21 protein-coding genes are annotated in these 26,747 nt (G+C 72.7%); 17 read left to right on the top strand and 4 right to left on the bottom strand.

Translation table 11 applies throughout. The features are described from left to right. Nucleotides 1–25 precede the first annotated feature (25 nt). The 5 genes from ACZ42X_RS26455 (at nt 26) to glmM (ending at nt 5,060) form a co-directional block, all read left to right on the top strand. A complete protein-coding gene (locus ACZ42X_RS26455; protein ID WP_468294910.1) occupies nt 26–988 on the top strand; it encodes a quinone oxidoreductase family protein in 963 nt (320 codons plus the stop codon). Nucleotides 989–1,050: 62 nt separating this feature from the next. Continuing rightward, nucleotides 1,051–2,346, top strand: a complete 1,296-nt coding sequence (locus ACZ42X_RS26450; RefSeq protein WP_468294907.1) for an ATP-grasp domain-containing protein — start codon at nt 1,051–1,053, stop codon at nt 2,344–2,346. Nucleotides 2,347–2,584: 238 nt separating this feature from the next. After that, nucleotides 2,585–3,028, top strand: a complete 444-nt coding sequence (rplM, locus tag ACZ42X_RS26445) for a 50S ribosomal protein L13 (protein WP_064069935.1) — start codon at nt 2,585–2,587, stop codon at nt 3,026–3,028. Between the two features lie 42 nt (nt 3,029–3,070). After that, nucleotides 3,071–3,589: a 30S ribosomal protein S9 gene (gene rpsI, locus ACZ42X_RS26440; RefSeq protein ID WP_031076704.1), complete on the top strand. Its 519-nt coding sequence runs from the start codon at nt 3,071–3,073 to the stop codon at nt 3,587–3,589. A 112-nt stretch (nt 3,590–3,701) separates the two neighbouring features. Beyond that, nucleotides 3,702–5,060, top strand: a complete 1,359-nt coding sequence (gene glmM, locus ACZ42X_RS26435; RefSeq protein ID WP_468294904.1) for a phosphoglucosamine mutase — start codon at nt 3,702–3,704, stop codon at nt 5,058–5,060. A 64-nt stretch (nt 5,061–5,124) separates the two neighbouring features. Here glmM and ACZ42X_RS26430 read toward each other — a convergent pair whose 3' ends face one another. Then, nucleotides 5,125–6,072: a DUF389 domain-containing protein gene (locus ACZ42X_RS26430; protein WP_468294901.1), complete on the bottom strand. Its 948-nt coding sequence runs from the start codon at nt 6,070–6,072 to the stop codon at nt 5,125–5,127. A gap of 15 nt (nt 6,073–6,087) precedes the next feature. Further along, the gene (coaA, locus tag ACZ42X_RS26425; protein ID WP_468294898.1) at nt 6,088–7,098 is read right to left on the bottom strand and encodes a type I pantothenate kinase; all 1,011 of its coding nucleotides are present in this window, start codon (nt 7,096–7,098) and stop codon (nt 6,088–6,090) included. Between the two features lie 468 nt (nt 7,099–7,566). On the opposite strand from coaA, the gene ACZ42X_RS26420 reads away from it, so the two are divergent. After that, nucleotides 7,567–14,832: a polymorphic toxin type 27 domain-containing protein gene (locus ACZ42X_RS26420; protein ID WP_468294895.1), complete on the top strand. Its 7,266-nt coding sequence runs from the start codon at nt 7,567–7,569 to the stop codon at nt 14,830–14,832. Nucleotides 14,833–14,933: 101 nt separating this feature from the next. Next, complete coding sequence (locus ACZ42X_RS26415; RefSeq protein ID WP_468294892.1) at nt 14,934–15,314, top strand: hypothetical protein; 381 nt, start codon at nt 14,934–14,936, stop codon at nt 15,312–15,314. A gap of 84 nt (nt 15,315–15,398) precedes the next feature. Here the strand turns inward: ACZ42X_RS26415 and ACZ42X_RS26410 are convergent, their stop codons facing one another. After that, nucleotides 15,399–16,139 carry a hypothetical protein gene (locus ACZ42X_RS26410; RefSeq protein ID WP_468294890.1) on the bottom strand — a complete coding sequence of 247 codons (741 nt, stop codon included), beginning with the start codon at nt 16,137–16,139 and terminating at the stop codon, nt 15,399–15,401. A 204-nt stretch (nt 16,140–16,343) separates the two neighbouring features. On the opposite strand from ACZ42X_RS26410, the gene ACZ42X_RS26405 reads away from it, so the two are divergent. The 9 genes from ACZ42X_RS26405 to ACZ42X_RS26365 all read left to right on the top strand — a co-directional run bounded on the left by ACZ42X_RS26405 (nt 16,344) and on the right by ACZ42X_RS26365 (nt 25,345). After that, nucleotides 16,344–17,381, top strand: coding sequence for an ATP-binding cassette domain-containing protein (locus tag ACZ42X_RS26405; RefSeq protein WP_361421310.1), 1,038 nt, complete (start codon nt 16,344–16,346; stop codon nt 17,379–17,381). Beyond that, nucleotides 17,378–18,196: an ABC transporter permease gene (locus ACZ42X_RS26400; protein ID WP_468294887.1), complete on the top strand. Its 819-nt coding sequence runs from the start codon at nt 17,378–17,380 to the stop codon at nt 18,194–18,196. Before ACZ42X_RS26405 ends, ACZ42X_RS26400 begins: the two co-directional genes overlap by 4 nt. 69 nt (nt 18,197–18,265) lie before the next feature. Then, entirely contained in the window at nt 18,266–20,113 is a 1,848-nt protein-coding gene (glmS, locus tag ACZ42X_RS26395) for a glutamine--fructose-6-phosphate transaminase (isomerizing) (protein WP_468294884.1), read from the top strand. Nucleotides 20,114–20,134: 21 nt separating this feature from the next. Then, the gene (locus ACZ42X_RS26390) at nt 20,135–20,503 is read left to right on the top strand and encodes a holo-ACP synthase (RefSeq protein WP_468294881.1); all 369 of its coding nucleotides are present in this window, start codon (nt 20,135–20,137) and stop codon (nt 20,501–20,503) included. A gap of 37 nt (nt 20,504–20,540) precedes the next feature. Further along, on the top strand, nt 20,541–21,953 hold the full coding sequence (locus tag ACZ42X_RS26385; protein ID WP_468294878.1) for an NAD(P)H-hydrate dehydratase: 1,413 nt from the start codon (nt 20,541–20,543) through the stop codon (nt 21,951–21,953). Nucleotides 21,954–22,024: 71 nt separating this feature from the next. Beyond that, on the top strand, nt 22,025–23,182 hold the full coding sequence (gene alr, locus ACZ42X_RS26380; RefSeq protein ID WP_468294876.1) for an alanine racemase: 1,158 nt from the start codon (nt 22,025–22,027) through the stop codon (nt 23,180–23,182). An 18-nt stretch (nt 23,183–23,200) separates the two neighbouring features. Further along, nucleotides 23,201–24,433 (top strand): alpha/beta fold hydrolase, encoded by a 1,233-nt coding sequence (locus ACZ42X_RS26375; protein WP_468294873.1) that lies wholly within the window; start codon nt 23,201–23,203, stop codon nt 24,431–24,433. Next, nucleotides 24,405–24,983: a tRNA (adenosine(37)-N6)-threonylcarbamoyltransferase complex ATPase subunit type 1 TsaE gene (tsaE, locus tag ACZ42X_RS26370; protein WP_468294870.1), complete on the top strand. Its 579-nt coding sequence runs from the start codon at nt 24,405–24,407 to the stop codon at nt 24,981–24,983. The genes ACZ42X_RS26375 and tsaE overlap by 29 nt, the downstream gene beginning before the upstream one ends. Before the next feature lie 197 nt (nt 24,984–25,180). Next, nucleotides 25,181–25,345 carry a hypothetical protein gene (locus ACZ42X_RS26365; protein ID WP_468294868.1) on the top strand — a complete coding sequence of 55 codons (165 nt, stop codon included), beginning with the start codon at nt 25,181–25,183 and terminating at the stop codon, nt 25,343–25,345. A gap of 38 nt (nt 25,346–25,383) precedes the next feature. Here the strand turns inward: ACZ42X_RS26365 and ACZ42X_RS26360 are convergent, their stop codons facing one another. Beyond that, nucleotides 25,384–25,950 (bottom strand): hypothetical protein, encoded by a 567-nt coding sequence (locus ACZ42X_RS26360; RefSeq protein ID WP_468294865.1) that lies wholly within the window; start codon nt 25,948–25,950, stop codon nt 25,384–25,386. Nucleotides 25,951–26,062: 112 nt separating this feature from the next. Here ACZ42X_RS26360 and tsaB point away from each other — a divergent pair, with 112 nt between their 5' ends. Next, on the top strand, nt 26,063–26,719 hold the full coding sequence (gene tsaB, locus ACZ42X_RS26355) for a tRNA (adenosine(37)-N6)-threonylcarbamoyltransferase complex dimerization subunit type 1 TsaB (protein ID WP_468294862.1): 657 nt from the start codon (nt 26,063–26,065) through the stop codon (nt 26,717–26,719). Nucleotides 26,720–26,747 lie beyond the last annotated feature (28 nt).

Genomic DNA, 26,747 nt, shown 5'->3' with positions numbered 1-26,747 from the left:
AGCACGACCTGGAGTGGGTAAGAGCATGCAGTCCATCATCGTGACCAGCCCCGGCGGACCCTCCGCGCTCACCCTCACGGAGAGCGAGGTACCCGTCCCGGGCAGGGGCGAGGTGCTGGTCCGCAACACCGCGGCCGGCGTCAACTTCATCGACGTCTACTACCGCAACGGCAGCTACCCCGCCGAGCCCCCCTTCACCCCGGGCCAGGAGGGCGCCGGCGTGGTCACGGCCGTCGGCGAGGGCGTCACGGCCTTCGCGGAGGGCGCCCGTGTCGCCTACGCCTCCCAGCTGGGCGCGTACGCCGAGTACAGCGTGGTGCACCAGGACAAGCTCGTCCCCGTACCGGACGGCGTCGACCTGACCGCTGCGGCCGCCGTGATGCTCCAGGGCCTGGCGGCGCACTACCTCACCCACGAGACCCACCCGGTGGCCGAGGGCGACACGGTGGTGGTGCTGGCGGCGGCCGGCGGGCTCGGGCGCTTCCTGGTCCAGCTGGCGGCGGCCCGCGGGGCGACGGTGATCGCGGTGACCTCCACCCCCGAGAAGGAGAAGGCCGCGCGCGCCGCCGGCGCGCACCACGTTCTCGGGTACGACGGCTTCGACGCCGCCGTACGGGAGCTGACCGGTGGCCGGGGCGCCCGCGTCGTGTACGACTCGGTCGGCGCGGCGACGTACCGCACCAGCCTGGGCGCCCTCGGCCGGCGCGGGCTGCTCGCGCTGTGCGGCCTGTCCAGCGGCCCCGTACCGCCCTTCGACATCGAGCTGCTGCGCGGCGCCGGCTCGGTGTTCGTCACCCGTCCCACCATGAGGGACTACGTGTACGACGCCGAGTCCCTGCGCGCCGCGGCCGCCGCCGTCTTCGGCCACCTCGCGGACGGTGTCCTCACGCCGCACCTCCACGCGACGCTGCCGCTGCGGGAGGCCGCCGAGGCGCACCGGCTCCTGGAGAGCCGGGCGACCACCGGAAAGCTGCTGCTCGCGCTCTGAACTGCTCTTTTACTGCCCTTCCACCGACCGTGTCCGTACGCATCACCACTCCGGGAGCACAGATGGCCGAGCCGGCCTCCCCCCAGCTTCTCTTCGTCGGCGGCGCCGGGAACGCCACCCTCGCCGTCGACGTCGTCGAGACGGCGATACGCCAGGCCCGCAAGCGCGGACTGCGCGTCCACGTCACCAACCAGGAAGGCACCCTGGCCGCCACACCGGCGATCACGGCCCTCGCCGACGCCGCGACGGCGGTCGACTTCGAGGTGCCCGGCGCGACCGCGGCCTGGGTGCGCGAGCGGGCCGCGGCCGGCGACCGCTTCGACGTCGTCTTCGGCGTACGGGAGATGGCGCAGGAGGCGGTCGCCGAGGCCGCGGACGCGCTCGGCCGGCCGGGCAACCCGCCGCACGCCGTGCACCGGGTGCGCACCAAGGACGAGGCGCGCGCCGCCCTGTCCGCCGCCGGCTTCCTCCAGCCGCGCTTCCGGGTCTGCGCGGACGAGGCCGAGGCCCGGGCGTTCCTCGACGGCTCCACCGGGCCGTGGGTGGTCAAGCCGCGCGACGCCATGGGCAGCGAGGGCGTGACCCGGATCGAGGGTCCGGAGGACCTGGCCGCGGCGCTGGACTTCCTGCCGGGAGGCCCGGAGGGCGGGGGCTCCTTCATCGTCGAGGAGTTCGTGGAGGGGCCCGAGTACAGCGCCGAGGGCGTCTTCGTGGACGGCGTGCCGCGCGTCCTGGCCCTCACCTCGAAGGAGCTGCTGCCGCCGCCGAACTTCTTCGAGATCGAGTACGTCATCCCGGCGATCCTCCCCGAGGACACCGCCGGGGAGATCGAGCGCCAGGTCGTCGCCGCCCTCACCGCGCTGGAGCTGCGCTACGGGCAGTTCCACGTGGAGCTGTGGTGGACCGAGCGGGGTGTCGTCCTCGGTGAGATCCACGTCCGCAACGCGGGCGGCTGGATCCACCGCATGCTGGCGCACGTCATCCCCGGCCTGGAGTGGTTCGGTCTGGTGTTCGACGACGTCCTCGGGAACCCCGTCGACCCGGCCGCCCTCACGCCGGTACACGGCTCCGCGATCCGCTTCCTCACCCCGCCGCCCGGCCGGCTGGTGGCGGTCGAGGGCTGGGACGAGGTGCTGGCCCACCCGAACCTGATCCACGCGGAGCTGGCCCTCGCCCCGGGCGACGTCATCGCGGAGCACCGCTCGGTCGGCAACCGCGTGGGCCACATCGCGGTCGGCGCGGACACCTCGGAGGAGGCGCAGGCCCTGGCCCGGAAGCTGGAGGCGTCCGTACGCTTCATTACGGAGCCGGTGGCGGCCGAGCCGGCGGGCGACACGGCGGAGGCTGCGGCTCCGTAAGGGGGGAGCGGCCCGGCGGTGGGGGGCGGTTTTGACCCCGGCGGGGGCGCACGAGTATTCTTCTGGTTCGTTATGCGTATTGGCTTCGTCGTTCTCACGCGAAGGGGCCCTACGCAGGTTCCCTGGAGCAGTTACCAGTGGCTCGCATACGGGCGGTGTCCCGGCAGTGTGGGCCCCAGCTGCATGATCGCTTCAGGTGTGTCTGGACTCCATCCACTGAAGAAGCGAAGGCTACGAAGTGCGTACGTACAGCCCCAAGCCCGGCGACGTGACTCGCCAGTGGCACATCATCGACGCGCGGGACGTTGTCCTGGGCCGTCTGGCGACCACGGCTGCGAACCTCCTGCGAGGCAAGCACAAGCCCGTCTACGCGCCGCACATGGACATGGGCGACTTCGTCATCATCATCAACGCTGACAAGGTCCACCTGTCCGGCAACAAGAAGACCCAGAAGATGGCCTACCGCCACTCCGGCTACCCGGGTGGTCTGCGCTCCGTCCGTTACGACGAGCTGCTGGACAAGAACCCCGAGAAGGCCGTCGAGAAGGCCATCAAGGGCATGATCCCCAAGAACTCCCTCGGCCGTCAGATGCTCTCGAAGCTGAAGGTCTACGCGGGCGAGAACCACCCGCACGCTGCCCAGCAGCCGGTCCCGTTCGAGATCACCCAGGTCGCGCAGTAGTTCCGGCCACCCCCTAAGAACGAAAGAAATCTGAGGAGCATCGTGGCCGAGACCACTGTTGAGAACCCCATCGAGGGCGAGGAGACCTACGCCGAGGTCACCACCTTCGAGTCCGAGGTCCCCGTCGAGGGTGAGTACACCTCGGAGTCCCTGGCGTCCCGCTTCGGCGAGCCGCAGCCGGCCGCCGGCCTGGGCCGCCGCAAGAACGCCATCGCCCGCGTCCGGATCGTCCCGGGCACCGGCAAGTGGAAGATCAACGGTCGCACCCTCGAGGACTACTTCCCGAACAAGGTGCACCAGCAGGAAGTCAACGAGCCCTTCAAGGTGCTCGAGCTCGACAACCGCTACGACGTCATCGCCCGCATCTCGGGTGGCGGCGTCTCCGGCCAGGCCGGCGCCCTGCGCCTCGGTGTGGCCCGCGCGCTGAACGAGGCGGACGTGGACAACAACCGCGGCCCGCTGAAGAAGGCCGGCTTCCTGAGCCGCGACGACCGTGCCGTCGAGCGCAAGAAGGCCGGTCTCAAGAAGGCCCGTAAGGCCCCGCAGTACAGCAAGCGCTAATCACGCCTGCTCGGTCTGCTCATTCGTACGCCCCGGCGGCACCTTTCCGTGCTGCCGGGGCGTACGTCTTTACGCTTCACCTTGCTTTTTCGGAGTAACTCGGAGGACAGCTGTGGGACGACTCTTCGGCACGGACGGTGTGCGCGGTGTCGCCAACGCGGACCTGACGGCGGAGCTCGCGCTCGGCCTGTCGGTCGCGGCGGCGCACGTGCTCGCCGAAGCGGGGACGTTTGAAGGACACCGGCCGACCGCCGTCGTCGGTCGGGACCCGCGTGCGTCGGGAGAGTTCCTGGAGGCCGCCGTGGTGGCCGGCCTCGCCAGCGCGGGCGTGGACGTCATGCGCGTGGGCGTGCTGCCGACCCCGGCCGTCGCGTACCTCACCGGCGCGCTCGGCGCCGACCTCGGCGTGATGCTCTCCGCGAGCCACAACGCCATGCCGGACAACGGCATCAAGTTCTTCGCGCGCGGCGGCCACAAGCTGGCCGACGAGCTGGAGGACCGCATCGAGGCCGTGTACGACCAGCACCGCACCGGTGAACCGTGGGACCGGCCGACCGGCGCGGGCGTCGGCCGCGTCGCCGACTACGCGGAGGGCTTCGACCAGTACGTCGCCCACCTGCTGTCCGTCCTGCCGAACCGCCTCGACGGGCTCAAGATCGTCCTCGACGAGGCGCACGGCGCCGCGTCCGGCGTCTCGCCGGCGGCGTTCACGCAGGCCGGGGCCGAGGTCATCACCATCGGCGCCACGCCGGACGGCCTCAACATCAACGACGGCTGCGGCTCCACGCACCTCGACCTGCTGAAGGCCGCCGTCGTCGAGCACGGCGCCGACCTCGGCATCGCGCACGACGGCGACGCCGACCGCTGCCTGGCCGTGGACCACACCGGCGCCGAGGTCGACGGCGACCAGATCCTCGCCGTCCTGGCGCTCGCCATGCGCGAGGCCGGAACGCTGCGCGGCGACACCGTCGTCGCCACCGTCATGTCGAACCTGGGCTTCAAGCTCGCCATGGAGCGCGAGGGCCTGCAGCTGGTCCAGACGGCCGTCGGCGACCGCTACGTCCTGGAGTCGATGAAGGAGCACGGGTACGCGCTCGGCGGCGAGCAGTCCGGGCACGTCATCGTCCTGGACCACGCGACCACCGGCGACGGCACCCTGACCGGCCTGCTGCTCGCGGCGCGCGTCGCCGCCACCGGGCGGTCGCTGGCCGAGCTGGCCGGCGTCATGGAGCGCCTGCCGCAGGTCCTGATCAACGTGAAGGACGTCGACAAGACGCGCGTGAAGACCTCCGCCGAGCTGGGCTCCGCCGTCGCCGAGGCCGAGCGCGCCCTGGGCTCCACCGGGCGCGTCCTGCTGCGCCCCTCGGGCACCGAGCCGCTGGTGCGCGTGATGGTCGAGGCCGCCGACATCGAGCAGGCCCGGACGGTCGCGGGGCAGCTGGCGGACGTGGTGAAGTCCGCGCTGGGATGACCGGCCAGGTGTGACGAAGGGGGGCACCCGTCGGGTGCCCCCCTTCGCCGTAGCCCGGACCGGCTCACACGGTCTGCCTGCTCGGCCGCCGCCGGCGCTGCCGCGCCCAGAAGAACTTCTGCGCCAGCAGCGTCAGCGTCCCGGCGAGCAGGATCGCCAGCAGGTTCAGCAGCAGCTGCTCGACGGAGCCCTTCGTCTGGGCGAGGTCGCCGTAGCCGAGCGCCACCGCCGCGTTCGCCGCCGCCGGGACGGTGGTGACGGAGATGGCCACGCCCACCAGGGCGCCGGACTTGGCCGAGGTGAGCGACAGGGTGCCGGCGGCCCCCGCGAGCAGGCCCACGACGAACGAGAACCAGTCGGGCGCGTAGATGAAGCCGGTGTTGGGCCGATGGCCGTGCAGCTTGGTCTCGGTGAAAAGGCCTACCGCGTCCATCGCGAGGCTGAACGCCACCGTCAGCGCCATGGCCACGGCGAACCCCGCCACCAGGGCCACCAGGGCCCGCACCGCCAGCTTCGGGCGGCGGCGCACCAGCGCCGTACAGAGACCGGCCAGCGGCCCGAACTCCGGGCCGACGGCCATCGCGCCCACGATGAGGATGGCGTTGTCCAGGACCACGCCGCAGGCCGCGATCATGGTGGCGAGGGTCAGGAACGCCACGTACGTGACCGAGAGCGTCGACTCCTCGTGCGTCGCGTCCGACAGCTGGTCCCACAGCACCGCGTCCGAGCCCTCGCCCGGGGCGTCCTCCTGCGCCTTCTCCGCCCGCTTCGACAGCGACAGGTCGACGTTCTCGACGGCGATCGAGCCCGACGCGTCGAGGCCCAGCGCGCACAGGTCGTTGATCAGCTCGTCCGCGGCCTCGCGCGCCACGTCGCACAGGACCAGGTCGCCCGCCGGGTCCCGGGCCGCGCCGGGGATGACGACGAGGTGGGTCGTGCCGACCGTCTTCTCGATGGTGCGGACGGCGTCGTCCGTACGGTCGGGGGGAACGATCAGGCGTAGGTGCAGCACGGGTCCGCGTCCCTTTCAGAGCTTGCGGAGGGAGAGCCGCTGGACCTTGTGGTCCGGGCCCTTGCGTACGACGAGGGTGGCACGGCCGCGTGTCGGCGCCACGTTCTCCAGCAGGTTCGGCTTGTTGATGGTCCGCCAGGTCGTTTGGGCGTACGCGAGCGCCTCCTCCTCCGTCACCTGCGTGTACTTGCGGAAGTAGGAGGACGGGCTCTGGAACGCCGTCTCGCGCAGCTTGCGGAAACGATTCAGGTACCAGGCCTCGATGTCCTCGGTGCGCGCGTCGACGTACACCGAGAAGTCGAAGTAGTCGGCGAGGGCGACGCGGGTGCGGCCGTCCTTGCCCGGCAGCGCGGGCTGGAGGACGTTGAGGCCCTCGACGATGAGGATGTCGGGGCGGCGGACGGTCAGCCGCTCGCCGGGCACGATGTCGTAGATGAGGTGCGAGTAGACGGGCGCGGTCACCTCGTCCTTGCCCGCCTTGATGTCGGCGACGAAGCGGGTCAGCGCGCGCCGGTCGTACGACTCGGGGAAGCCCTTCCGCGACACCAGGCCCCGCTCCTTGAGCTCCTTCATCGGCAGCAGGAACCCGTCGGTGGTGACCAGCTCGACGCGCGGGTGCTCGGGCCAGCGGGCGAGCATCGCCTGGAGGAGTCGGGCGACGGTCGACTTGCCGACGGCGACGGAGCCGGCGACGCCTATGACGAAGGGGGTGCCGCGCTGGGAGCCGCGCTCACCGGCGTCGCCGAGGAAGGTGTTGAGCGCGCCGCGCAGGTTGGCCGTGGCGCCGACGTAGAGGTTGAGCAGCCGCGAGAGCGGCAGGTAGATGTCGCGCACCTCGTCGAGGTCGATGACGTCCCCCAGGCCCCTCAGCCGCTCGACCTCCTCGGCGGTCAGCGGCAGCGGGGTCTTGTCCCGCAGGGCGCTCCACTCCTCACGGGTGAGGTCGACGTACGGCGTGGCCTCCGCGCGGCGCTGCGCGGAGGCGCTCCGGGGCGCGGTGGCACTTCGGGACGGCGAGGTGATCACCTCGCCATTGTCGGGGCTGGAGGGCCGCTGAGGGGCGGCTGCGGGGGGTGGGGTCGGTCACGCGGCGGGGGTGGTCCGGCGCCGCCGGGGCGTGCCGGGCGGGTCCTTACGCCGGGTAACAAGATGATCAAGAGGCGGTTCCGTTTGTCCGTCGCTAGGGCTCTGTGCGCGCTTGGTGGAGATTATGTGACCTTCATTTGCGGGGGCTGTTGTGACATGGTCGCGACGTAAGCGGCAGTGCCGACTCGTGGGAGGGGCGAGCACACCGGCACTGCGCTGTGTCGGAGTGGGCCTGCTGTCATGCCCATGACTGGGCTGCCGGCCGATCGCGAGATTGCAAGGCAGACCATGTCACTGTTCCGAGACGTCGGCAGACGCCGGCGTCGCCTCCGGTCCACACTGACCGGGGCCATCAGCGCGACGGCGCTGACAACCGCTTCCGCGGTCCTGCTGGGACTGATCCAGGCCGTGCCCGCCGCAGCCGATACGGCACCCGAGGAGGACGACCCCACCTTCATACGCAACAGCGTTGGCGAGAGCCGGCGCCTCGACCGCTGTATAGCCGGCGTGGCGCTGCACGTCGGCGGTCCGAATATGAAGGCCAAGGCCATCGAGGGCCTCACCGGTACCGCCGAGCAACTCCGCGAGACGGTCGGGGACATCGGCTGGATCGGGTTCTACCCGCTGGGCGAGGCCCGCACCGCCGATGACAATGCGGTCGGCGTCTACGGCGACACACTCAGGGCCCGCAAGGAAGGCCTCGAGGCCGCCAACAAGCCCTACAACGAGTCGGCCTGGGCCAGCGACGACATGCAGCTGCACGCGCCGGAGTTCGGCGAGGACGTGCTCGGCTTCACCTTCGTCGTCCAGAGGGAACTGTCCTGGCGCCTCGGCTGGGACGGCCACAGCAACGCCAGCCCGGAGGCCGTCGCCCGCGCCAAGGCGATCACCGAGGAGAACCGGGGCAAGGACAGCTGGCACGACTGGGCCGCCGACGCCATGCTGTACCCGGGTTCAGTCGACGAGACCCGGTACGCGGGCGGGACGACCTCCAGCGACATCGCGGGCTACCTGCGGCGTGGCGGGTTCGCGGTGGACGCGCCCGCCAAGGACTCCCCCGAGTACCGCGTCGAGGTCGAGGACCTGAAGCAGGCCTGGGCCGCCTGTGACTACCAGAACCCGATCGACCCCCGCCGCAAGCTCAACGAGCCGGTCATGACCGCGATGGCCGAGTGGGAGCTGGAGTACGCCGGACAGGCCCCCCAGCGCGCCACGATCATCCAGGCGGAGGCCGATGCCGCCGGTACCACCCGCGCCGCGGCCGATCACCTCGTTGAGGCCCTCGGCCAGGCCTGGCTCGCCGACCAGATCCTGACCTGGCGCAAGTACTGGCAGGACGAGCTCGCCCAGAACCCCGACAGCATTCTGGACAAGCCCGACCAGGCGATGTACGACCAGGCCGACGCGGACCTCGCGAAGATCCGCTCGCACGTCGCTTCCCTGACCGCCCAGGCCAAGGAGCAGTCCACCAAGGCGGCCGCCGCGGCGCAGACCGCCGCGACCGCCCAGCAGGAGGCCTGGGCCGTCGCCGACACCGCCCACGTGCCGCGCGGCCGCGGTCTGATGTACGCCCAGCAGTCGGTCCAGGTCGCCCGCGCCTCCGCCGCGGCCACGGCGGCGGCCGCGAAGGCCACCGAAACCGCGCTCGCCGCCGCGAACGCCACGATCGCCGACAGCGACGCGCTGCTCGCCAAGGCCCAGACGCAGTCGCACGCGATCAACACCGAGTTCCGCCGGGTCGCCGCCGAGGAGGCCGCCTCTCAGGCCAAGGCCGCGGCCGACAGCGCCGAGGCCAACGCTACGGCGGCCGCGGCGAGCGCGACCGCGGCCAAGAGTGCGCGGACCACGGCCGAGCAGAAGCGTGACAAGGCCAAGACCGCCGCCGCCACCGCCGCCGCCGAGCGCGCCAAGGCCCAGGCGGAGCAGGCCACCGCGGTCGCCTCCCGGGCCAAGGCCGCCGCCGAGCGTGCCAAGGCCCAGGAAGCCGAGCAGCGGGCCGCCACCCAGCAGACGGCGGCCAAGGGTGCCGACACGGCCGCGAAGACCGCGACCACGGACGCGACGGCCAAGCGCAAGGTCGCCGACGAGAAGGCGAAGGCCGCGCAGACCGCGCGCGAGAAGGCGTTCGCCGCTCTCCGCGCGAAGCAGGCCACCGCGGCCCGCGCCGCCGCTCTCGAAGCCGCAGCCCGCGCCGCCGAAGGTACGGCCGCCGCCGCCGAGACCCGTGCGGCGGCCACGTCGGCCCGTACCGCCGCGAATCAGGCGGCCGAGGCCGCCACCGCCGCCCAAGCGTCTGCGGACCAGGCGACCACCGCGGCCGTTACGGCACGCTCCGCCGCCACCACGGCGGAGGGCGCCGCAGAGCGGGCCCAGGCGAGTGCGAGCAGCGCGTGGTCGGCGCACTACGCCTCCATCGGCGCGGCCTCCACTGCGCGTGCCGCCGCCGCTGCCGCGCTCGACGCGTCCCAGGACGCGGCGCTTCGCGCCGACAACGCCGCCACCGCCTCCGAGAACGCCACCGCGCTCGCCAAGAAGGCCGGCCTGGAGGCCGCCGCCGCAGAGGTCGGCGCAGCCGAGGCGGTGAAGTCGGCCGCGACCGTCGTCGGCCGCGCCTACGCCGCCGGCCAGGCCGCGCTCGCCGCCCGTGACAGTGCCAAGGAAGCGGTCGCCGCCTCCACCGAGGCCGTCACCGTGGGCAGCGCGTACCAGGAGAAGGACAGCGCCGCCGCGTTCGCCGTGCTCGTCGGCCAGTCGTCGAAGACGATCGCGGAACAGCAGGCCAAGGCCGCCGAGGCCAAGGCCGTCGAGGCGGCCGCCGCCGCCGAGGCCGCGCAGCAGGCGGCCGCCCAGGCAACCGGCGACGCGAAGCTCGCCGCCGAGGCGGCCGCCCGCGCCGCCGCGGACTCGGCGCGCGCCGTCGAAGCCGTGATCCGCGCCCAGGCGTCCGTGGCCGAGGCCACCAATGCCCGGACGGCCGCGAAGAACGCGGCCGATACCGCCACCGACCACGCCGAGCAGGCCGGGAACGACGCTCTCAGCGCCCGTATCACCGCCGACGCGGCGAGCAGCGCGGCCCTGGAGGCCGACCGCGAGGCCACCGACGCCGAGCGGCACGCCGCCGAGGCCAACGGAAAGGCCGGTCGCTCCGCCGAGGCGGCAGCGGAGGCCGCGCGGAAGGCGGCCGAGGCGGAGCAGCAGGCCAAGGCCGCGGAAGGCAAGGCGTCCGACGCGACGGGCGACAGCACCGCCGCCGAGGAGGCCGCGAAGAAGGCTGAGCAGGAGCAGCGCGAGAAGAACGAGGCCGCCCACAAGGCGGCGCTCGCAGAGGGCACCACACCGATCAAGGGCGGTGCGGACAACTGGCCGAAGCTCGGCGAGCGCGAGGAGAAGATCCTTCTCGATGCCTGCGGCCAGAGCTGTGTCGACGACTACCGGAGCGGCATCGCCGCCGTCTCCGTGAACGTCGTCGAGTGGGCCGGCGCCAACGGCGGGCAGATCCTCTTCGAGCAACTCGACGCCGCCAAGGTCAAGCAGTGCCTGGCCGCTTCGGACGTCGAGGAGTGCCTCTGGGGGCTGGTCGACATCCCGTCGTCCGCCGTGATCGTGGGCCGTATGCCCGCGCTCGCGGAGGCGATCGAGAAGGTCTCCACCGGCATGCGGAAGATCTTCGTCGACGCCGACAATGCCCTGCGCCGGCTCAACGAGCTGACCGCCGTTATCAGCGACGTCCGCAGCACCCCACGCCTGGAGCGCTGCGTCGCGGGTGTCGCCCTGCACGCGGGCGGCGCGAGGATGAAGGCCACGGCCATCCAAGGGCTGAGCAGCACTGACCTCCAGCTGCACGAGGTCATCGGCGACATCGGCTGGCTCGGGTTCATGCCGCTGGGGCAGGCCCGCGACCAGGACCGGCAGGCGAGCCACGCCTACATGGACGCGGTCGCGGCTCGTGAGGCCCTCCTGGAGGACGCCAACCGCCCGTATGCGATGAGCTCGTTCGACGACGGGATCACGCTGCACGCACCGGAGTTCGGAGCCGAAACCCTCGGTTTCACCCTCGCGGCGCAGGCGAAGCTGGCCGACCGTCTCGGCTGGGACGCGCACACCAACGCCAGCCCCGAGGCGATCGCCAAGGCCCGGGAAATCACCGAGCAGAACCGCGGCAAGGACAGCTGGCATGACTGGGCCGCCGACGCCATGCTGCGGGACTCCAGCCTGACCAACACCCGGTTCACCGGCGGCACCACCTCCGCTGACATCGCCACCTACCTGCGGCACGGCGGCTTCCCCGCCGGAAAGGTCACCGAGGGTACGGCGGCGTTCCGCATCGAGGTGGAAAACCTCAAGCAGGCCTGGTCCTCCTGCAACCACCAGGACCCGGTCGACCCGCGCAACGCCCTGAGCGAGGCCGTCTCCCAGGCCTCGGCCGAGTGGGAGGCGGAGTACGCCGGTCAGGCCGCCCCGCGGGCCGTCATCATGCAGGCGGAGGCGGACGCCGCCGCCGCGACCCGGGTCGCCGCCGACACGATGGTCGAGGCCATCGGACAGGCGTGGCTCGCCGACCAGATCCTGCGCTGGCAGAAGTACTGGCACGACCAGCTCAAGAACGACCCCGACCACCTCTTCAAGCCGAAGCAGGCGCTCTTCGACAAGGCGAAGACGGACCTGGCGAAGGCCCGGGGCAAGGTCCAGGCCCTGGCCACCACCGCCAAGGAGCAGGCCGGTCTAGCCAACGCCGCGGCTCAGCGCGCGGTCACGGGCCAGCAGAACGCCTGGGCCATCGCGGACGGCGCCGACGTGCCGCGCGGCCGTGGCCTGATGTACGCCCAGCAGTCGGTCCAGGTCGCCCGCGCCTCGGGTGCGGCCGCCACGGCCGCGGCGAAGGCGACCGAGACGGCGCTGAACGCGGCGAACGCCACGGTCGCGACGTCCCAGACCCTGCTGGCCCTGGCCCAGACCCAGGCGCACGCGCTGAAGACCGAGTTCCGCCGTATCGCCGCCCAGGAGGCCGCCGCCCAGGCGAAGGCCGCGGCGGACAGCGCCGACGCGTACGCGGCCTCGGCCGCGGCGAACGCCGCGACGGCCAAGAAGGCCAAGGAAACCGCCCTCGCCGAAGAGGAACAGGCACGGCAAGCCGCGGCCGACGCCCAGGCGTCCCGCGCCGTCGCCGAGCTGGAGCGCGCCAACGCGGCGGCCTATCGGGCCACCGCGGAGAGCGAGCGGGACAAGGCCAAGGCCCACGAGGCCGATGCGGTCGCCCAGGGCCGGATCGCTGGTGACGCCCGCCTCTCGGCCGAGGCGGCCGGGGCCACGGCGGCAGCCCGCAGGGGGGATGCCGAGCAGGCGGAACGCGATGCGGTCGCCGCCCGCGACAAGGCCCTGGAGGCCGAGCAGCGGCGGGACTCGTTGAACGCGAAGGCGGCGGCCCTGGAGGCCCACGCCGCGGCCGTCGACGGTACGGACGCGGCCGAGGCCGCCCGGGCCGCGGCGACCGAGGCCCGTGCCGCCGCCAATACGGCGACCACGGCGGCCACCGACGCCCGTAAGGCTGCCAACGCGGCCACGACCGCGGCCACCAACGCCCGCACGGCGGCCACCCAGGCCCAGGGCTCCGCGGCCCGTGCCAAGGCGGCGGCAGACGACACCTGGGCGTCCTACCTGGTCGCGGCCGGTTCCGCCGCCGCGGCGCACGCTGCCGCTGCCGAAGCCATCGATGCTTCCCAGGCGGCCGCGGCCGACGCCAAGGGCGCCAAGGAGCAGTCGGAGAAGGCCTCCGCGGCGGCCAAGGTCGCCAAGACGGAGGCCACTGCCGCGCGCACCGAGGCACTGCAGACCGCGTCCTGGGCGGCCATCACGGCCGGCCGTGCCTACGCGGCCGTCCAGGCCTCGCTCGCCGCCCGCGACTCCGCCGCAGCGGTGATCAAGCCGGCCAACGAGGCGATCGCCCTCGGTGGCCCGTACCAGGAGGTCGACAGCTCCGCCGCGTTCGCGGTGCTGACCGGCCAGCAGTCCCTGACGATCTCGCAGCAGCAGGCGGCGGTAGCCGCCGCCACCGCGAACATGGCGGAAGGGTTCTCCGCCGAGGCGAAGGCGCTGGCCGAGCAGGCCGCCGCGGACATGAAGCTCGCGGCGCAGGCCTCAGCGGCGGCGGCAGCCGACGCCGTCCGGGCCGCCAAGGCGTACCAGCGCGCCCAGACCTCGGCCACCCAGGCCGCGGCGGACGCCAAAGCCGCCCAGGCCTCGGCGAACCGAGCCGACGGCTACGCCAAGTCGGCGGGCGAGGACGCGGTGAAGGCCTGGTGGGCGGCGAACGACGCCGAACAGGACGCCGCCGCGGCCGACAACGCGGCCACCGAGGCCGAGAAGGACGCCGCCAGCGCTCGCGCCGCGGCCACCAAGGCCGAGGAGGACGCGGCCAGCGCCCGCGCCACCGCCACCCAGGCGGAGTCCGACGCGACGGCGGCGGAAAAGGCCGCCGCAGGCGCGTGGGACGCGGCGAACGAGGCCCAGCAGGCCGCCGACCGCACGGAGACGGCCGGCAACAACCAGCAGATCTCGGAGGGTGTCACCACCGGGATCGGCGGGGTGTGGGCGGTCCTCGACCACATCGAGTACATCGGCGAACCGAAGAACGTCGTCAAGGACAACTGCAACCCGATCATCCACTTCGGCGACTGCACGATCACGGCCGACATCACGTACAAGTCGCACGTCGACCTCTTCATGTGCCTGGCCGCGTCGGAGACCTACACGGGCGGCTGCCCGGACGCGGACACCGTCTACCTCGGCCCGGAGGTGGCGGAGGCGAGGACCGAGCGGCTGAGCTACACCCTCACGATGCTCGAGTTCAACTCGGGCATCGACCCCATCGACGTCTTGCTCGGTGACTTCATCGGCTGTGCCCAGAAGATCACGCCGGGCGGCGCGTCCGGCAGCTGGGGCGACTGCGCCTGGGCCGCGGGCTGGTTCGTCGCCGGCGCGCTGTTCAAGTCGGCGAAGGCCGCGGTGACGGCGATGGACGCCGCCCTCAAGACGGGCGTGGGCTTCACTGATGCCTGGCTGGCGCTGCGTTCCATCGGTCTGACCGAGGCTGCCGTGCAGGGCATGGTCAGCCGCATCGTCAGGAAGCTCGACGATGCATGCGAGAGCGTCGACAAGGTTGACAACGCGACCTTCAGGGTCGCCGCCTACTCCACCACAAGCTCCGGTTCCGGTGGCGGCACCGGTCCCGGTTGCTGGGTGGGCGGGCTCAACGGACCCGGGTTCTGGGCTGCGGAGAACGAAGGTATGGCGGCCGCTGCCGCTGCCTATCAGCAGCGGGTGACGGGCGGCGTGCCGGAAGGCTTCGTCTACAAGCTGAAGATGAAGTACCCCGTCGCCGGCCGGAAGGGTGAGTACGTCAAGCTTGACGGTTACCAGAACGGCAAGCTGATCGACGCCAAGTATTGGAGCGACAGTGGCGTCATCGATCCCGCGACTGGAAAGTTCAAGTTCTTCGTCACGGCCCCCATCACCGAGGCGAAGGCACAGGTCGCGGGGGCCAAGTCTGCGGTCGATGACACTTACACGCCGATCGTCTATTACGTGAGTTCCCCGGAGGCGGCGACAGCATTCCGTCACATGGTCGCGGATACTCCCGAACTCGCAGGGAAGATCGACGTGATTTACATGCCGTAGCATGGCGAACCAGTGAGGCCTTCCCTGGGAAGTGCTTTCCAGGGAAGGCCTCATCCCGATCATTTCAGAAGGACTTCGATGAGGACCACAGAATGAGTCGCATGCTGTTCGTGCTCCGCTACAGGAACGGTGAACCGGAGCCCCTCGACGTGGACCTGGTGCGCGAGGTCCTGAGCCCGTACATCGTCGCTGCCGACGAGGACCTCACAAACGGCGTGCTGATCCGTACTGCAGACGGGCATGAGCTCGATGTGGACGTCAATGAGGTCAGTGTCGCCGTCAACCGCTTCCCGTCCGGTCAGTTCTTCGACATCCTGGCCGAGCTGGTGGAGCGCCTGGGGGCGAGCGTGATTCCGACGGACCGGCCGGTGATCCTGCGCGAGGAGGGGGATCGGGCCCACCTTTCCGCAGATATGCGGGAGAGCGCCGCTGTCGTGGCGACGACGGGACCGGCCCTGGAGGCCTTCCTGAGCGGCTCCTAAGCAACTCCCGACGGGAGTCCGTCGACGGGAAGGGGCCTCTCGGTGTCGAGCACCGGGAGGCCCCTTCGTTTGTAGGGAGCTGCCTCAGCCCTTGCCGCTCGCGATCTTCTCCAGCTGCGCCTTGACGACCGCCTCCGGAATGGCGGCCTTCTTCTCGTCGAGCATGTTCACACCGTAGAACGCCGCGATCACCCCGCCACTGCGCACGACCGTGTACCTCATGGGCACCTTCTGCTTGCCGATGTCGCCGGTGATCCGGTAGGCAACGGCCTCGTTGCCCAGCTTCGGCGCCGTGAGGCCGTCGACCTTGCCGTACGTGAGGCCCAGCGTCTTGAAGCCCTTGGGGCATGCGGTGACGGCCGCGCGGAGGTCCTTCATGACCTGGACGGCGTTCTTCTCGGAGTGGGAGACGAGCCACATGGAGCCCACGGTGGCGTTGGTCGCCTCGGTGGGCTGGAGCGAGCGGTGCGCCGCGCTGACCGGCTTGATGTGGGTGAAGCCGCCGATGAGGCTCGCGAGGGGCTGGCAGGTCTTGTTGTCAGCCTCCATGTTGCGGCCGGCTTCGACCTCCGCCTTCGCGATTTTCTTCGCGTCGAATCCGGCGGATTTTCCGGTGAGGACCACCTTTTCGAGGGTTTTGGTGTCCAGGGCCCCCAGCTGCTTCGCTTCGGCTGCCTCCTTTTCTTCGGCGCTCTCTGTGCCCTTGGCGCTCGCCTTCGCATCCGGCTTCTTGTCGCCAGATTCATTCGATTCCCCGCTGCACGCGGACACCGCGAGCAGGGCCGGCAATACGGCGGCGATCGGGAGGGCCCTACGCAGTCTCATGTTGTTCTTTCCTGGCGTCTCTCGCGGCTGAAGAATGAGCGAAATGATCTTACCGGTGGTAGGTAGTTTCTCTCATTACGTTTTGGTGTCGGCCGGCGCCAGGGAATCCCAGTGGCGTGCGTCACAGTTGTGGGAAGGGTGGGCGTCGGCCGGCCGCCGTCCGCCCGCGTCAGCGCGACGACCCCGATCCGAGGGGAAACTCCCATGACCGACGCGTATGCGATCCAGGCCGAGGGCCTGGCCAAACACTTCAAGGAGACCCGGGCGCTGGACGGCGTGGACCTCGCCGCCCGGACCGGGACGGTGCTGGGGCTGCTCGGGCCCAACGGCGCCGGAAAGACCACCGCCGTCCGCATCTTCGCCACGCTGCTCCAGCCCGACGCGGGCCGGGCGACCGTGGCGGGGCACGACGTGGTGCGGCAGGCGGGCCTCGTGCGTTCCCTGGTGGGCCTGACCGGGCAGTACGCGGCGGTCGACGAGAACCTCACGGGCACCGAGAACCTGCTGCTCATCGGGCGGCTGCTGGGCATATCGCGGCGCGAGGCCAGGGCGCGGGCGGCGGAGCTGCTGGGGCGGTTCCACCTCACCGACGCGGCCGGGCGCGCGGTGAAGACGTACTCCGGCGGCATGCGGCGCCGGCTGGACCTGGCGGCGAGCCTGGTCGGGCGGCCGCGGATCCTGTTCCTCGACGAGCCGACGACCGGCCTCGACCCGCGCAGCCGCGGCGAGCTGTGGGACATGGTGCGCGGCCTGGTCGCCGAGGGCGTGACGGCCCTGCTCACCACCCAGTACCTCAACGAGGCGGACATGCTCGCCGACGACATCGTGGTGATCGACCGGGGCCGGGTGATCGCCGAGGGCACCCCCGACGAGCTCAAGTCCCAGGTGGGCGGCCAGGTCCTCCAGCTGCGGCCGGTGCGGGACGCGGACCTGGCCGCGGCGCACGCCCTGGTGGAGCAGGCGGCCGGCGCGCAGACCCAGATCGAGGGCGGTGTGATCACCGCGCCGGTGAACGACCCGGAGCTGATGCCCGCCGTCGTACGGCGGCTGGACGGGGCGGGCATCGCGGTCGGCGAGCTCACGCTGCGCCGCTCGTCCCTCGACGAGGTGTTCCTGGCGCTGACCGGCCACCGCGCCGAGCCGGAACCCGGAAAGGAGCCGGGTAAGGAGTCCGGCAAGGAGGGCGGGCGCACGCCGGAGCCCGACGACAGCGACATCGAGAAGGCGGTGAGTTCGGCATGACCGCGACCACCGCCACCACCGCGACCGCGCCGGTGACGGCGAGCGGCCGCGTCCCGCCCGGGGCCGCCGTGCGCCAGACCGCCACCATGGCGTGGCGGAGCCTGGTGGCCGTCAAGCACAACCCGCTGGAGCTGGTGGACTACAGCATCACCCCGATCATGTTCGTGTTCCTCTTCACGTACGTGATGGGCGGCCAGATGGCCGGCTCGCCGGACGCGTACCTGCGGTACGCCCTGCCGGGGATCATCGTCCAGAACACCCTGTTCATGACCGTCTACACCGCGATGGCGCTCAACACCGACCTCACCAAGGGCGTCTTCGACCGGCTGCGGAGCCTGCCGATCGCCCGCTCGGCGCCGCTGCTCGGCCGGATCGCCGCGGACCTGGCCAAGCACCTGTGGGCGTCGCTGCTGATGATCGCCCTCGGCCTCGCGCTCGGCTTCCGGATCACCGGCGGATTCGGCGGCTTCCTCCTGGGCGTCCTGCTGCTCATCGCCTTCGCGGCGGCCGTGTCGTGGTGCGCGGTGCTCATCGGGATGCTGGCGGGCGACGCGGAGAAGGTGCAGGCCTTCGGCTTCACGCTGATCTTCCCGATCACCTTCACCAGCAGCGCCTTCGTCCGTGTCGACACCATGCCGGGGTGGCTCCAGGCCTGGGTCGAGGTCAACCCCGTGACGCATCTGTCGGACGCCTTCCGCGGGCTGCTGCTCGGCGGCGAGGTGGGGCGGCCGGTCCTGTGGTCGCTGGTCTGGGCGGTGGGCATAGCGGTGGTGTTCTATCCGCTGGCCATGCGGGCGTACCGGGCGAAAGCATGACCCGTCGGGCCACAGCGTGACCGGTCCGGCCTCCTGCCCGGCGCGGGCGGCCTCGCCTAGGCTGCCGACATGTGCGGAATCGTGGGTTACGTCGGCGGGCAGTCGGCGCTCGATGTGGTGATCGCGGGCCTCAAGCGGCTGGAGTACCGGGGCTACGACTCGGCCGGTGTCGCGGTGCTCGCCGACGGCGGGATGGCCGCCGCGAAGAAGGCGGGCAAGCTCGTCAACCTGGAGAAGGAGCTGGACGCCCGGCCCCTGCCGGCCGGGTCGACGGGCATCGGGCACACCCGGTGGGCCACGCACGGCGCCCCCACCGACGCCAACGCCCACCCCCACCTCGACAACGCCGGGCGCGTGGCCGTCGTCCACAACGGCATCATCGAGAACTTCGCCGCCCTCCGCGCCGAGCTGGCGGAGCGGGGCCACACGCTGGAGTCGGAGACCGACACCGAGACCGTCGCGCACCTGCTGGCCGAGACGTTCTCCTCCTGCGGCGACCTCGCGGAGGCGATGCGGCTGGTGTGCCGGCGGCTCGACGGCGCCTTCACGCTGGTCGCGGTGCACGCCGACGAGCCGGACGTGGTCGTCGGCGCACGGCGCAACTCCCCGCTGGTGGTGGGCGTCGGCGAGGGCGAGGCGTTCCTCGCCTCGGACGTGGCCGCGTTCATCGAGCACACCCGTTCCGCGATCGAGCTCGGCCAGGACCAGGTGGTGGAGGTCCGCCGGGACGCCGTGACGGTGACCGACTTCGACGGGGCGCCGGCCGAGGTGCGGGCGTACCACGTCGACTGGGACGCCTCGGCGGCCGAGAAGGGCGGCTACGCCTCGTTCATGCTCAAGGAGATCGCCGAGCAGCCGAAGGCGGTCGCCGACACCCTGCTCGGCCGCATCGACGCGAACGGCTCCCTGACGCTGGACGAGATCCGCATCCCGGACGAGGTGCTGCGCGAGGCGGACAAGGTCGTCATCGTGGCCTGCGGCACCGCGTTCCACGCGGCGCTGATCGCCAAGTACGCCATCGAGCACTGGACCCGCATCCCGTGCGAGGTGGAGCTGGCGAGCGAGTTCCGCTACCGGGACCCGATCCTCGACCGGCGGACGCTGGTGGTGGCCATCTCCCAGTCCGGCGAGACCATGGACACCCTCATGGCGCTGCGCCACGCCCGCGAGCAGGGCGCGAAGGTGCTGGCCATCTCCAACACCAACGGCGCGACCATCCCGCGCGAGTCCGACGCCGTGCTGTACACGCACGCCGGGCCCGAGGTGGCGGTCGCCTCCACCAAGGCGTTCCTCACCCAGCTCGTGGCCGTCTACCTGCTGGCGCTCTACCTGGGGCAGGTGCGCGGCACCACGTGGGGCGACGAGATCCGGGCCGTGGTCCGCGACCTGTCGAGGATCGGGGAGGACGTCGAGCGGGTCCTGCAGACCATGGAGCCGGTGCGCGAGCTGGCGCGCTCGCTCGCCGACGCGGACACCGTGCTGTTCCTCGGCCGGCACGTGGGCTTCCCGGTGGCGCTCGAAGGCGCGCTGAAGCTCAAGGAGCTCGCGTACATGCACGCGGAGGGGTTCGCGGCGGGCGAGCTGAAGCACGGGCCGATCGCGCTGATCGAGAAGGGCCTGCCGGTGGTGGTCGTGGTGCCGTCGCCGCGCGGCCGCTCCGTCCTCCACGACAAGATCGTGTCGAACATCCAGGAGATCCGGGCGCGCGGTGCGCGGACCATCGTGATCGCGGAGGAGGGGGACGAGGCGGTCGTGCCGTACGCGGACCACCTGATCCGCGTCCCGGCGACGCCGGTGCTGCTCCAGCCGATGGTGTCGACGGTGCCGCTCCAGGTGTTCGCGTGCGAACTGGCGACCGCGCGCGGCAACGAGGTCGACCAGCCGCGTAACCTCGCCAAGTCCGTGACGGTGGAGTGAGCGGGACAGATCGGGAGAGAAATGATCATCGGGGTGGGGATCGACGTCGCGGAGATCGACCGGTTCGCGGCGTCGATGGAACGGACACCGAACCTGGCGCACCGGCTCTTCCTGGAGCGCGAACTGCTCCTGCCGAGCGGCGAGCGGCGCGGGATGGCCTCGCTCGCCGCCCGCTTCGCGGCCAAGGAGGCGATCGCGAAGGCGCTCGGCGCGCCGGCCGGACTGCTGTGGACCGACGCCGAGGTGTACGTCGAGGACAGCGGCCAGCCCCGCCTGCGGGTGCGCGGCACGGTCGCGGCCCGCGCGGCCGAGCTGGGCGTACGGCACTGGCACGTGTCGCTCAGCCATGACGCGGGGGTGGCGTCGGCCGTGGTGATCGCGGAGGGTTGATCACGGAAGGCCGCCGTCGTCGTGGAGGGGTGATCGGATGCGTACCGCCTACCGGGTGGAGACCGTACGGGCCGCCGAGGCCGAACTGATGGCGCGGCTGCCGCAAGACGCCCTGATGCAGCGGGCCGCGGCCGGACTGGCCGCCGCCTGCGCCGGGCTGCTGGGCCGCGTCTACGGCGCCCGCGTGGTGCTGCTCGTCGGCAGCGGCGCCAACGGCGGCGACGCGCTCTACGCGGGCGCCCGCCTGGCCCGGCGCGGGGCCGGCGTCTCGGCGGTGCTGCTCGGCTCCCAAGCCCACGAAGGCGGGCTGGCGGCGCTGCGCGGCGCGGGCGGGCACGTCGCCGAGGACCCGTACGCGGTCCTCGCCCGCGCCGACCTCGTCCTCGACGGGATCACCGGCATCGGCGGGCGCGGCGGTCTGCGGCCCGACGCCGTGCCCGTGGTGCGCGCGGCCCACGACTCCGGGGCGGCCGTCGTCGCCGTGGACCTGCCCAGCGGCGTGGACGCCGACACCGGCGAGGTCGCGGGGGAGGCGGTGCGCGCGGACGCGACGGTGACCTTCGGGACGTACAAGCCGGGGCTGCTGATCGACCCGGCGCGGGAGTACGCCGGCGCCGTGCGGCTCGTCGACATCGGGCTCCGGCTGCCGGCCGAGCCCGAGCTGGAGGCGCTCCAGCACGCCGACGTGGCCCGGCTGCTGCCGGTCCCCTCCGGCGAGAGCGACAAGTACCGCCGCGGCGTCGTCGGCGTGGTCGCCGGCTCCGCCCGCTACCCCGGCGCGGCGGTGCTCGCGGTCTCCGGCGCGCTGCGCGGCGGCGCCGGGGCCGTGCGGTACGTCGGCCCGGCCGGCGACGCCGTCCTCGCGCGCCATCCGGAGACGCTCGTCCACGCCGGGCCCCCGGCGAAGGCGGGCCGCGTCCAGGCGTGGGTCATCGGGCCCGGCCTCGGCGACACGCCCGGCGTCGACGACGTCCTCGCCTCCGACGTGCCGGTCCTGGTCGACGCCGACGGCCTGCGCCACCTGGACCCGGCGGCCGTCCGGGCCCGCCCCGCCCCCACCGTCCTGACCCCGCACGCGGGCGAGGCCGCCGCGCTGCTGGGCGTCGCCCGCGAGGACGTCGAGGCCCGGCGCCTGGAGGCGGTGCGGGAGCTCGCGGGCCGGTACGGCGCGACCGTGCTGCTCAAGGGCTCGACGACGCTGGTCGCCGCCCCGGAGGGGCCGGTACGCGTCAACCCCACGGGTACGGCGTGGCTCGCCACCGCGGGCAGCGGCGACGTCCTGTCGGGCCTCGCCGGCTCCCTGCTCGCGGCCGGCCTCGCGCCCCGGGACGCCGCGTCGGTGGCGGCGTACCTCCACGGCCTCGCGGCACGGCGGGCGGCGCGGGAGGCGCCGATCACGGCGTACGACGTGGCGGAGGCGCTGCCGGGGGCGTGGCGGGGGCTCGCGTGACAGGTATCGCGTGACAGGTATGACATGAGCGCGCGGCGAGGGCGACGGGCGCACCTGAGAGACTGGGCGCGATGAGTGAGACACCGCAGACCCTTCGCGCCCGCGCCGAGATCGATCTCGGGGCGCTGCGCGCCAACGTGCGTGCCCTGCGCGGGCGCGTGGGGACGGACGTCCAGGTCATGGCCGTCGTGAAGGCCGACGCGTACGGGCACGGCGCCGTGCCCTGTGCCCGGGCGGCGCTGGAGGCGGGAGCCACCTGGCTCGGGACCGCCACGCCGCACGAGGCGCTCGCCCTGCGGGCGGCCGGGATCGACGCGCCCGTCCTGTGCTGGCTGTGGACCCCCGGCGGCCCCTGGGACGAGGCCATCCGGGCCGACGTGGACGTGGCCGTGAGCGGGATGTGGGCCCTGGACGAGGTCATCGAGGCGGCGCGCCGGACCGCACAGCCGGCGCGCGTGCAGCTCAAGGCCGACACGGGCCTCGGCCGCAACGGCTGCCAGCCCGCCGACTGGCCCCGGCTCGTCGGCGAGGCGCTGAGGGCCGAGGCCGACGGCCTGCTCCGGGTCACCGGCATCTGGTCGCACTTCGCCTGCGCCGACGAGCCCGGCCACCCCTCCATCGCCGCCCAGCTGGACGCGTTCCACACCATGCTGGAGTACGCCGAGAAGGCGGGCGTCCGGCCCGAGGTGCGGCACCTGGCCAACTCCCCGGCCACCCTCACCCTGCCCGAGACCCACTTCGACCTCGTACGGACCGGGATCGCCATGTACGGCGTCTCGCCGATCCCCGAGCTGGGCGCACCGGCCGACTTCGGGCTGCGGCCCGTCATGCGGCTGGTGGGGAGCGTCGCGCTCGTCAAGAACGTGCCGGGCGGGCACGGCGTCAGCTACGGGCACCACTACGTCACCGACGGCCCGACCACCCTCGGCCTCATCCCCCTCGGGTACGCCGACGGCATCCCGCGCCACGCCTCCGGCCGCGGCCCGGTGCTGGTCGGGGACCGGGTGCGGACGGTGGCCGGCCGGGTCGCGATGGACCAGTTCGTGGTCGACCTGGAGGGCGACGCCGTGGAGCCGGGCGCGCGGGCCGTGCTGTTCGGGCCGGGTGACCAGGGTGAGCCGACCGCCGAGGACTGGGCGCGGGCGGCGGACACGATCGCGTACGAGATCGTGACCCGGATCGGATCGCGGGTACCACGCGTCTATACGAACGTAACCGACGCGACCTGACCGACGAGGAGCTGCCGCGTGAGTGAGACCAGTGCGGTGGAGGCCGCGGCCGCCGGCAATTGGCGCCGCGCCGGTTTCGCCGGCGCGGCGATAGGAGTGATCGCGGCCGGCGCGGCCGCCGGTGTCGCCATAGAGCGCCTCACCGTCGGGCGCGGCATGCGCAAGAAGGCGCGCCTCGCGCTGGACGCGGCGGGCCCGTACGGCGCGCTGCGCGGCACCCCCGGCAAGGCCGCGGCGGACGACGGCACGGAGCTGTACTACGAGGTCGACGAGGTGGCCGACCCCGACGAGGCGGACGCGGGAGGCGGCATCCCGCGCCGGCGCCGCCTCTTCGGCGCCAAGGCGCCCGCGCCCGTCACGGTCGTCTTCAGCCACGGCTACTGCCTCAACCAGGACTCCTGGCACTTCCAGCGCGCCGCCCTGCGCGGCCTGGTGCGCACCGTCCACTGGGACCAGCGCAGCCACGGCCGTTCGGGGCGCGGCGTCGCCCAGCGCCGCCGCCCGGACGCCGACGCCGTGCCGGTCTCCATCGACCAGCTGGGCCGCGACCTGAAGGCCGTCATCGACGCCGCCGCGCCCGAGGGGCCGCTCGTGCTGGTCGGGCACTCGATGGGCGGCATGACGGTGATGGCGCTGGCCGACCAGTACCCCGAGCTGATCCGCGAGCGGGTCGTCGGCGTCGCCTTCGTCGGTACGTCGTGCGGCCGGCTCGGCGAGGTGAACTACGGCCTCCCGGTCGCGGGGGTCAACGCCGTCCGGCGCGTCCTGCCGGGCGTGCTGCGGGCGCTCGGCTCGCAGGCGGAGTTGGTGGAGCGCGCGCGGGGGGCGACCGCGGACCTGTTCGCGGGGCTCATCAAGCGGTACTCGTTCTCGTCGCGGGACGTGGACCCGGCCGTCGCCCGGTTCGCGGAGCGGATGATCGAGGGCACGCCGATCGACGTCGTCGCGGAGTTCTACCCGGCGTTCACGGACCACGACAAGGCGGACGCGCTCCGCGTCTTCGCCGAGGTGCCGGTGCTCGCGCTCGCGGGCGACCAGGACCTGGTCACGCCCAGCTCGCACACCGAGACGATCGCCGACCTCCTCCCCGACGCCGAGCTGGTCATCGTCCCGGACGGCGGGCACCTGGTGATGCTGGAGCACCCGGAGGCGGTGACCGACCGGCTCGCGGACCTGCTGGCGCGCGTGGGGGCGGTGTCGGCAGCGGCTAACGTTGGCGGGTATGGAAGCACCGCACAGCCCGGCGGCTGACGGCACCGAGGCCGCAGCCGCAGAAGCCCCCGCCGCCACCGCCCGGTTCACCCTCCACGCGCCCGAGCAGACGCAGGAGCTCGGCCGCGCGCTGGCGAAGCTGCTGCGCCCCGGCGACCTGGTCCTGATGACCGGTGAGCTGGGCGCGGGCAAGACGACCATGACGCGCGGGCTCGGCGAAGGGCTCGGCGTACGGGGGGCGGTCACGTCCCCGACGTTCGTCATCGCCCGCGTCCACCCGTCGCTGACCGGCGGCCCCGCGCTCGTCCACGTCGACGCCTACCGCCTCGGCGGCGGCCTCGACGAGATGGAGGACCTCGACCTCGACGTGTCCCTGCCGGACTCGGTGGTGGTCGTGGAGTGGGGCGAGGGCAAGGTCGAGGAGCTGTCCGAGGACCGGCTGCACGTGGTGATCCACCGCGTGGTCGGCTCGACGGACGACGAGCGGCGCGTGGTGACGCTGTCCGGGTACGGGGCGCGCTGGGCGGAGGCGGACCTCGGCGGCCTGGGCCTGGGCCTGGGATCGGACCTGGACCCGGACCTCGCCTGAGCCTCGTGTCTCGTGTCTCGCGGCTCGTGTCTCGCGGCTCGTGTCTCGCGGCCTCGGGCGGCGCCGTGTTCCCCGTAGTTTCCGACAAGGTGTCGGCACGATGTTGCGTCGTACGTCCGGGGCGTGGTCCCATGGACACCCGTACGTGGTTAGGTCTACCTAACCACGCCTGCCCCCGGAGCCCCAGGAGGCAACCGATGCCGACGTCCGAGCAGGATGTCTCGATGCGTGATCTGCTGGCGTCGTGTGCGGCGGCCAGCGCCGTGTCCACCCCGCCCCGGGCCGAGAACGGCGACGGTGCCGAAGCGGACGCCGACGCGGACGTGCCGGGGGACGACGCCGTGGCGTCGGACGCGGCGTAACGGCCCGCCCCGCGTAACGGCCCGACCGGCGTCACGCCTTACGGGACGACGACGACCTTCGAGTTGACGGCCGCGAACGTCCACATTGCGTCGCCGTCCGCCCGCGTCATCCGGATACCGCCCGTCTTGCGCGTCGGGTCCGGGCTGGCCATCGTGCCGTCCACCGCCGCGCTGAAGCCGATCGTCACCCCGTCGACCCGGGCGAACCGCACCACGTGCTCGACCCGTACGCCGTCGGAGCCCGGCACGCTCCCCGAGCGGGTCGTCACGGCGTACGTGCCCGGCTTCGGGTTGACCGTGCTCGGCATCACCGCGAACGTCCGCGTGACCTTGTCGTCCGCGTCCACCAGCCAGACGCGCCGGGCGCCGAGCGCGTACACCACCCGCATCCCCGTGCCCGACTCCTCCGGCAGGGCCAGCGGGTCCGCGGTCTTGGTGGCGCCGCCCGGCGCGGGCGCCGGGGTCGCGGGGCCGCTCGGCGACGCCGAGGGCTTCGCCGCGAGGTCGGCGGGGACGTTGGCCGACGCCTGATAGGCGAGGAAACCGACCGCGGCCAGCGCCGCCACGGTGAGCCCGGCCACGAATCCCGAGCTGCTCCTTGCCACCCTGCTGCCCACCTCTCGCGCGTACGCGTACGTATGGGGGTGACGGTAGCAGTCGGCGGGCGGACCGACCGGGGCGGCCGTGCCCCCGCCCCGGGAGCCGTAGGCTGTTTGCGTGCTCTTGCTCGCCATGGATACCGCCACACCCGCCGTCACCGTCGCCCTCCACGACGGGGACTCCGTCCTCGCCGAGGCCGCCCAGGTCGACGCCCGCCGCCACGGGGAGCTGCTGCTGCCCGCCGTCGACCGGGTGCTCCGGGAGGCCGGCCGCACGCTGGACGCCGTGACCGGCATCGTCGTGGGCGTCGGCCCCGGCCCGTACACCGGGCTGCGGGTCGGCCTCGTCACCGCCGCCACCTTCGCGTCGGCGCTCGGCGGCGTACCGGTGCACGGCGTGTGCACGCTCGACGGGCTCGCGTACGCCTCCGGGATCGACGAGCCGTTCGTCGTGGCGACGGACGCGCGCCGCAAGGAGGTCTACTGGGCGCGCTACGACGACTGCCGTACACGCGCGACCGGCCCCGCCGTCGACCGCCCCGCCGACATCGCCGACCAGGTCGCCGGCCTCCCCGCCGTCGGCGCCGGAGCGCGCCTGTACGGCGAGGTGTTCCCCGACGCCCGCGACCCCGAGCACCAGTCGGCCGGGGCCCTCGCCGCGCTCGCCGCCGAACGGCTGCGGGACGGCGGGTCGTTCGAGGACCCGCTGCCGCTGTACCTGCGCCGCCCCGACGCCCAGGTGCCGAAGAACTACAAGGTGGTCACGCCGAAGTGACCACGGTGACCACGGCCACGCTTCGCGA

This window comes from Streptomyces sp. NPDC030862 (assembly GCF_055571835.1).
This window is presented reverse-complemented; position numbering and strand designations above follow the sequence as displayed.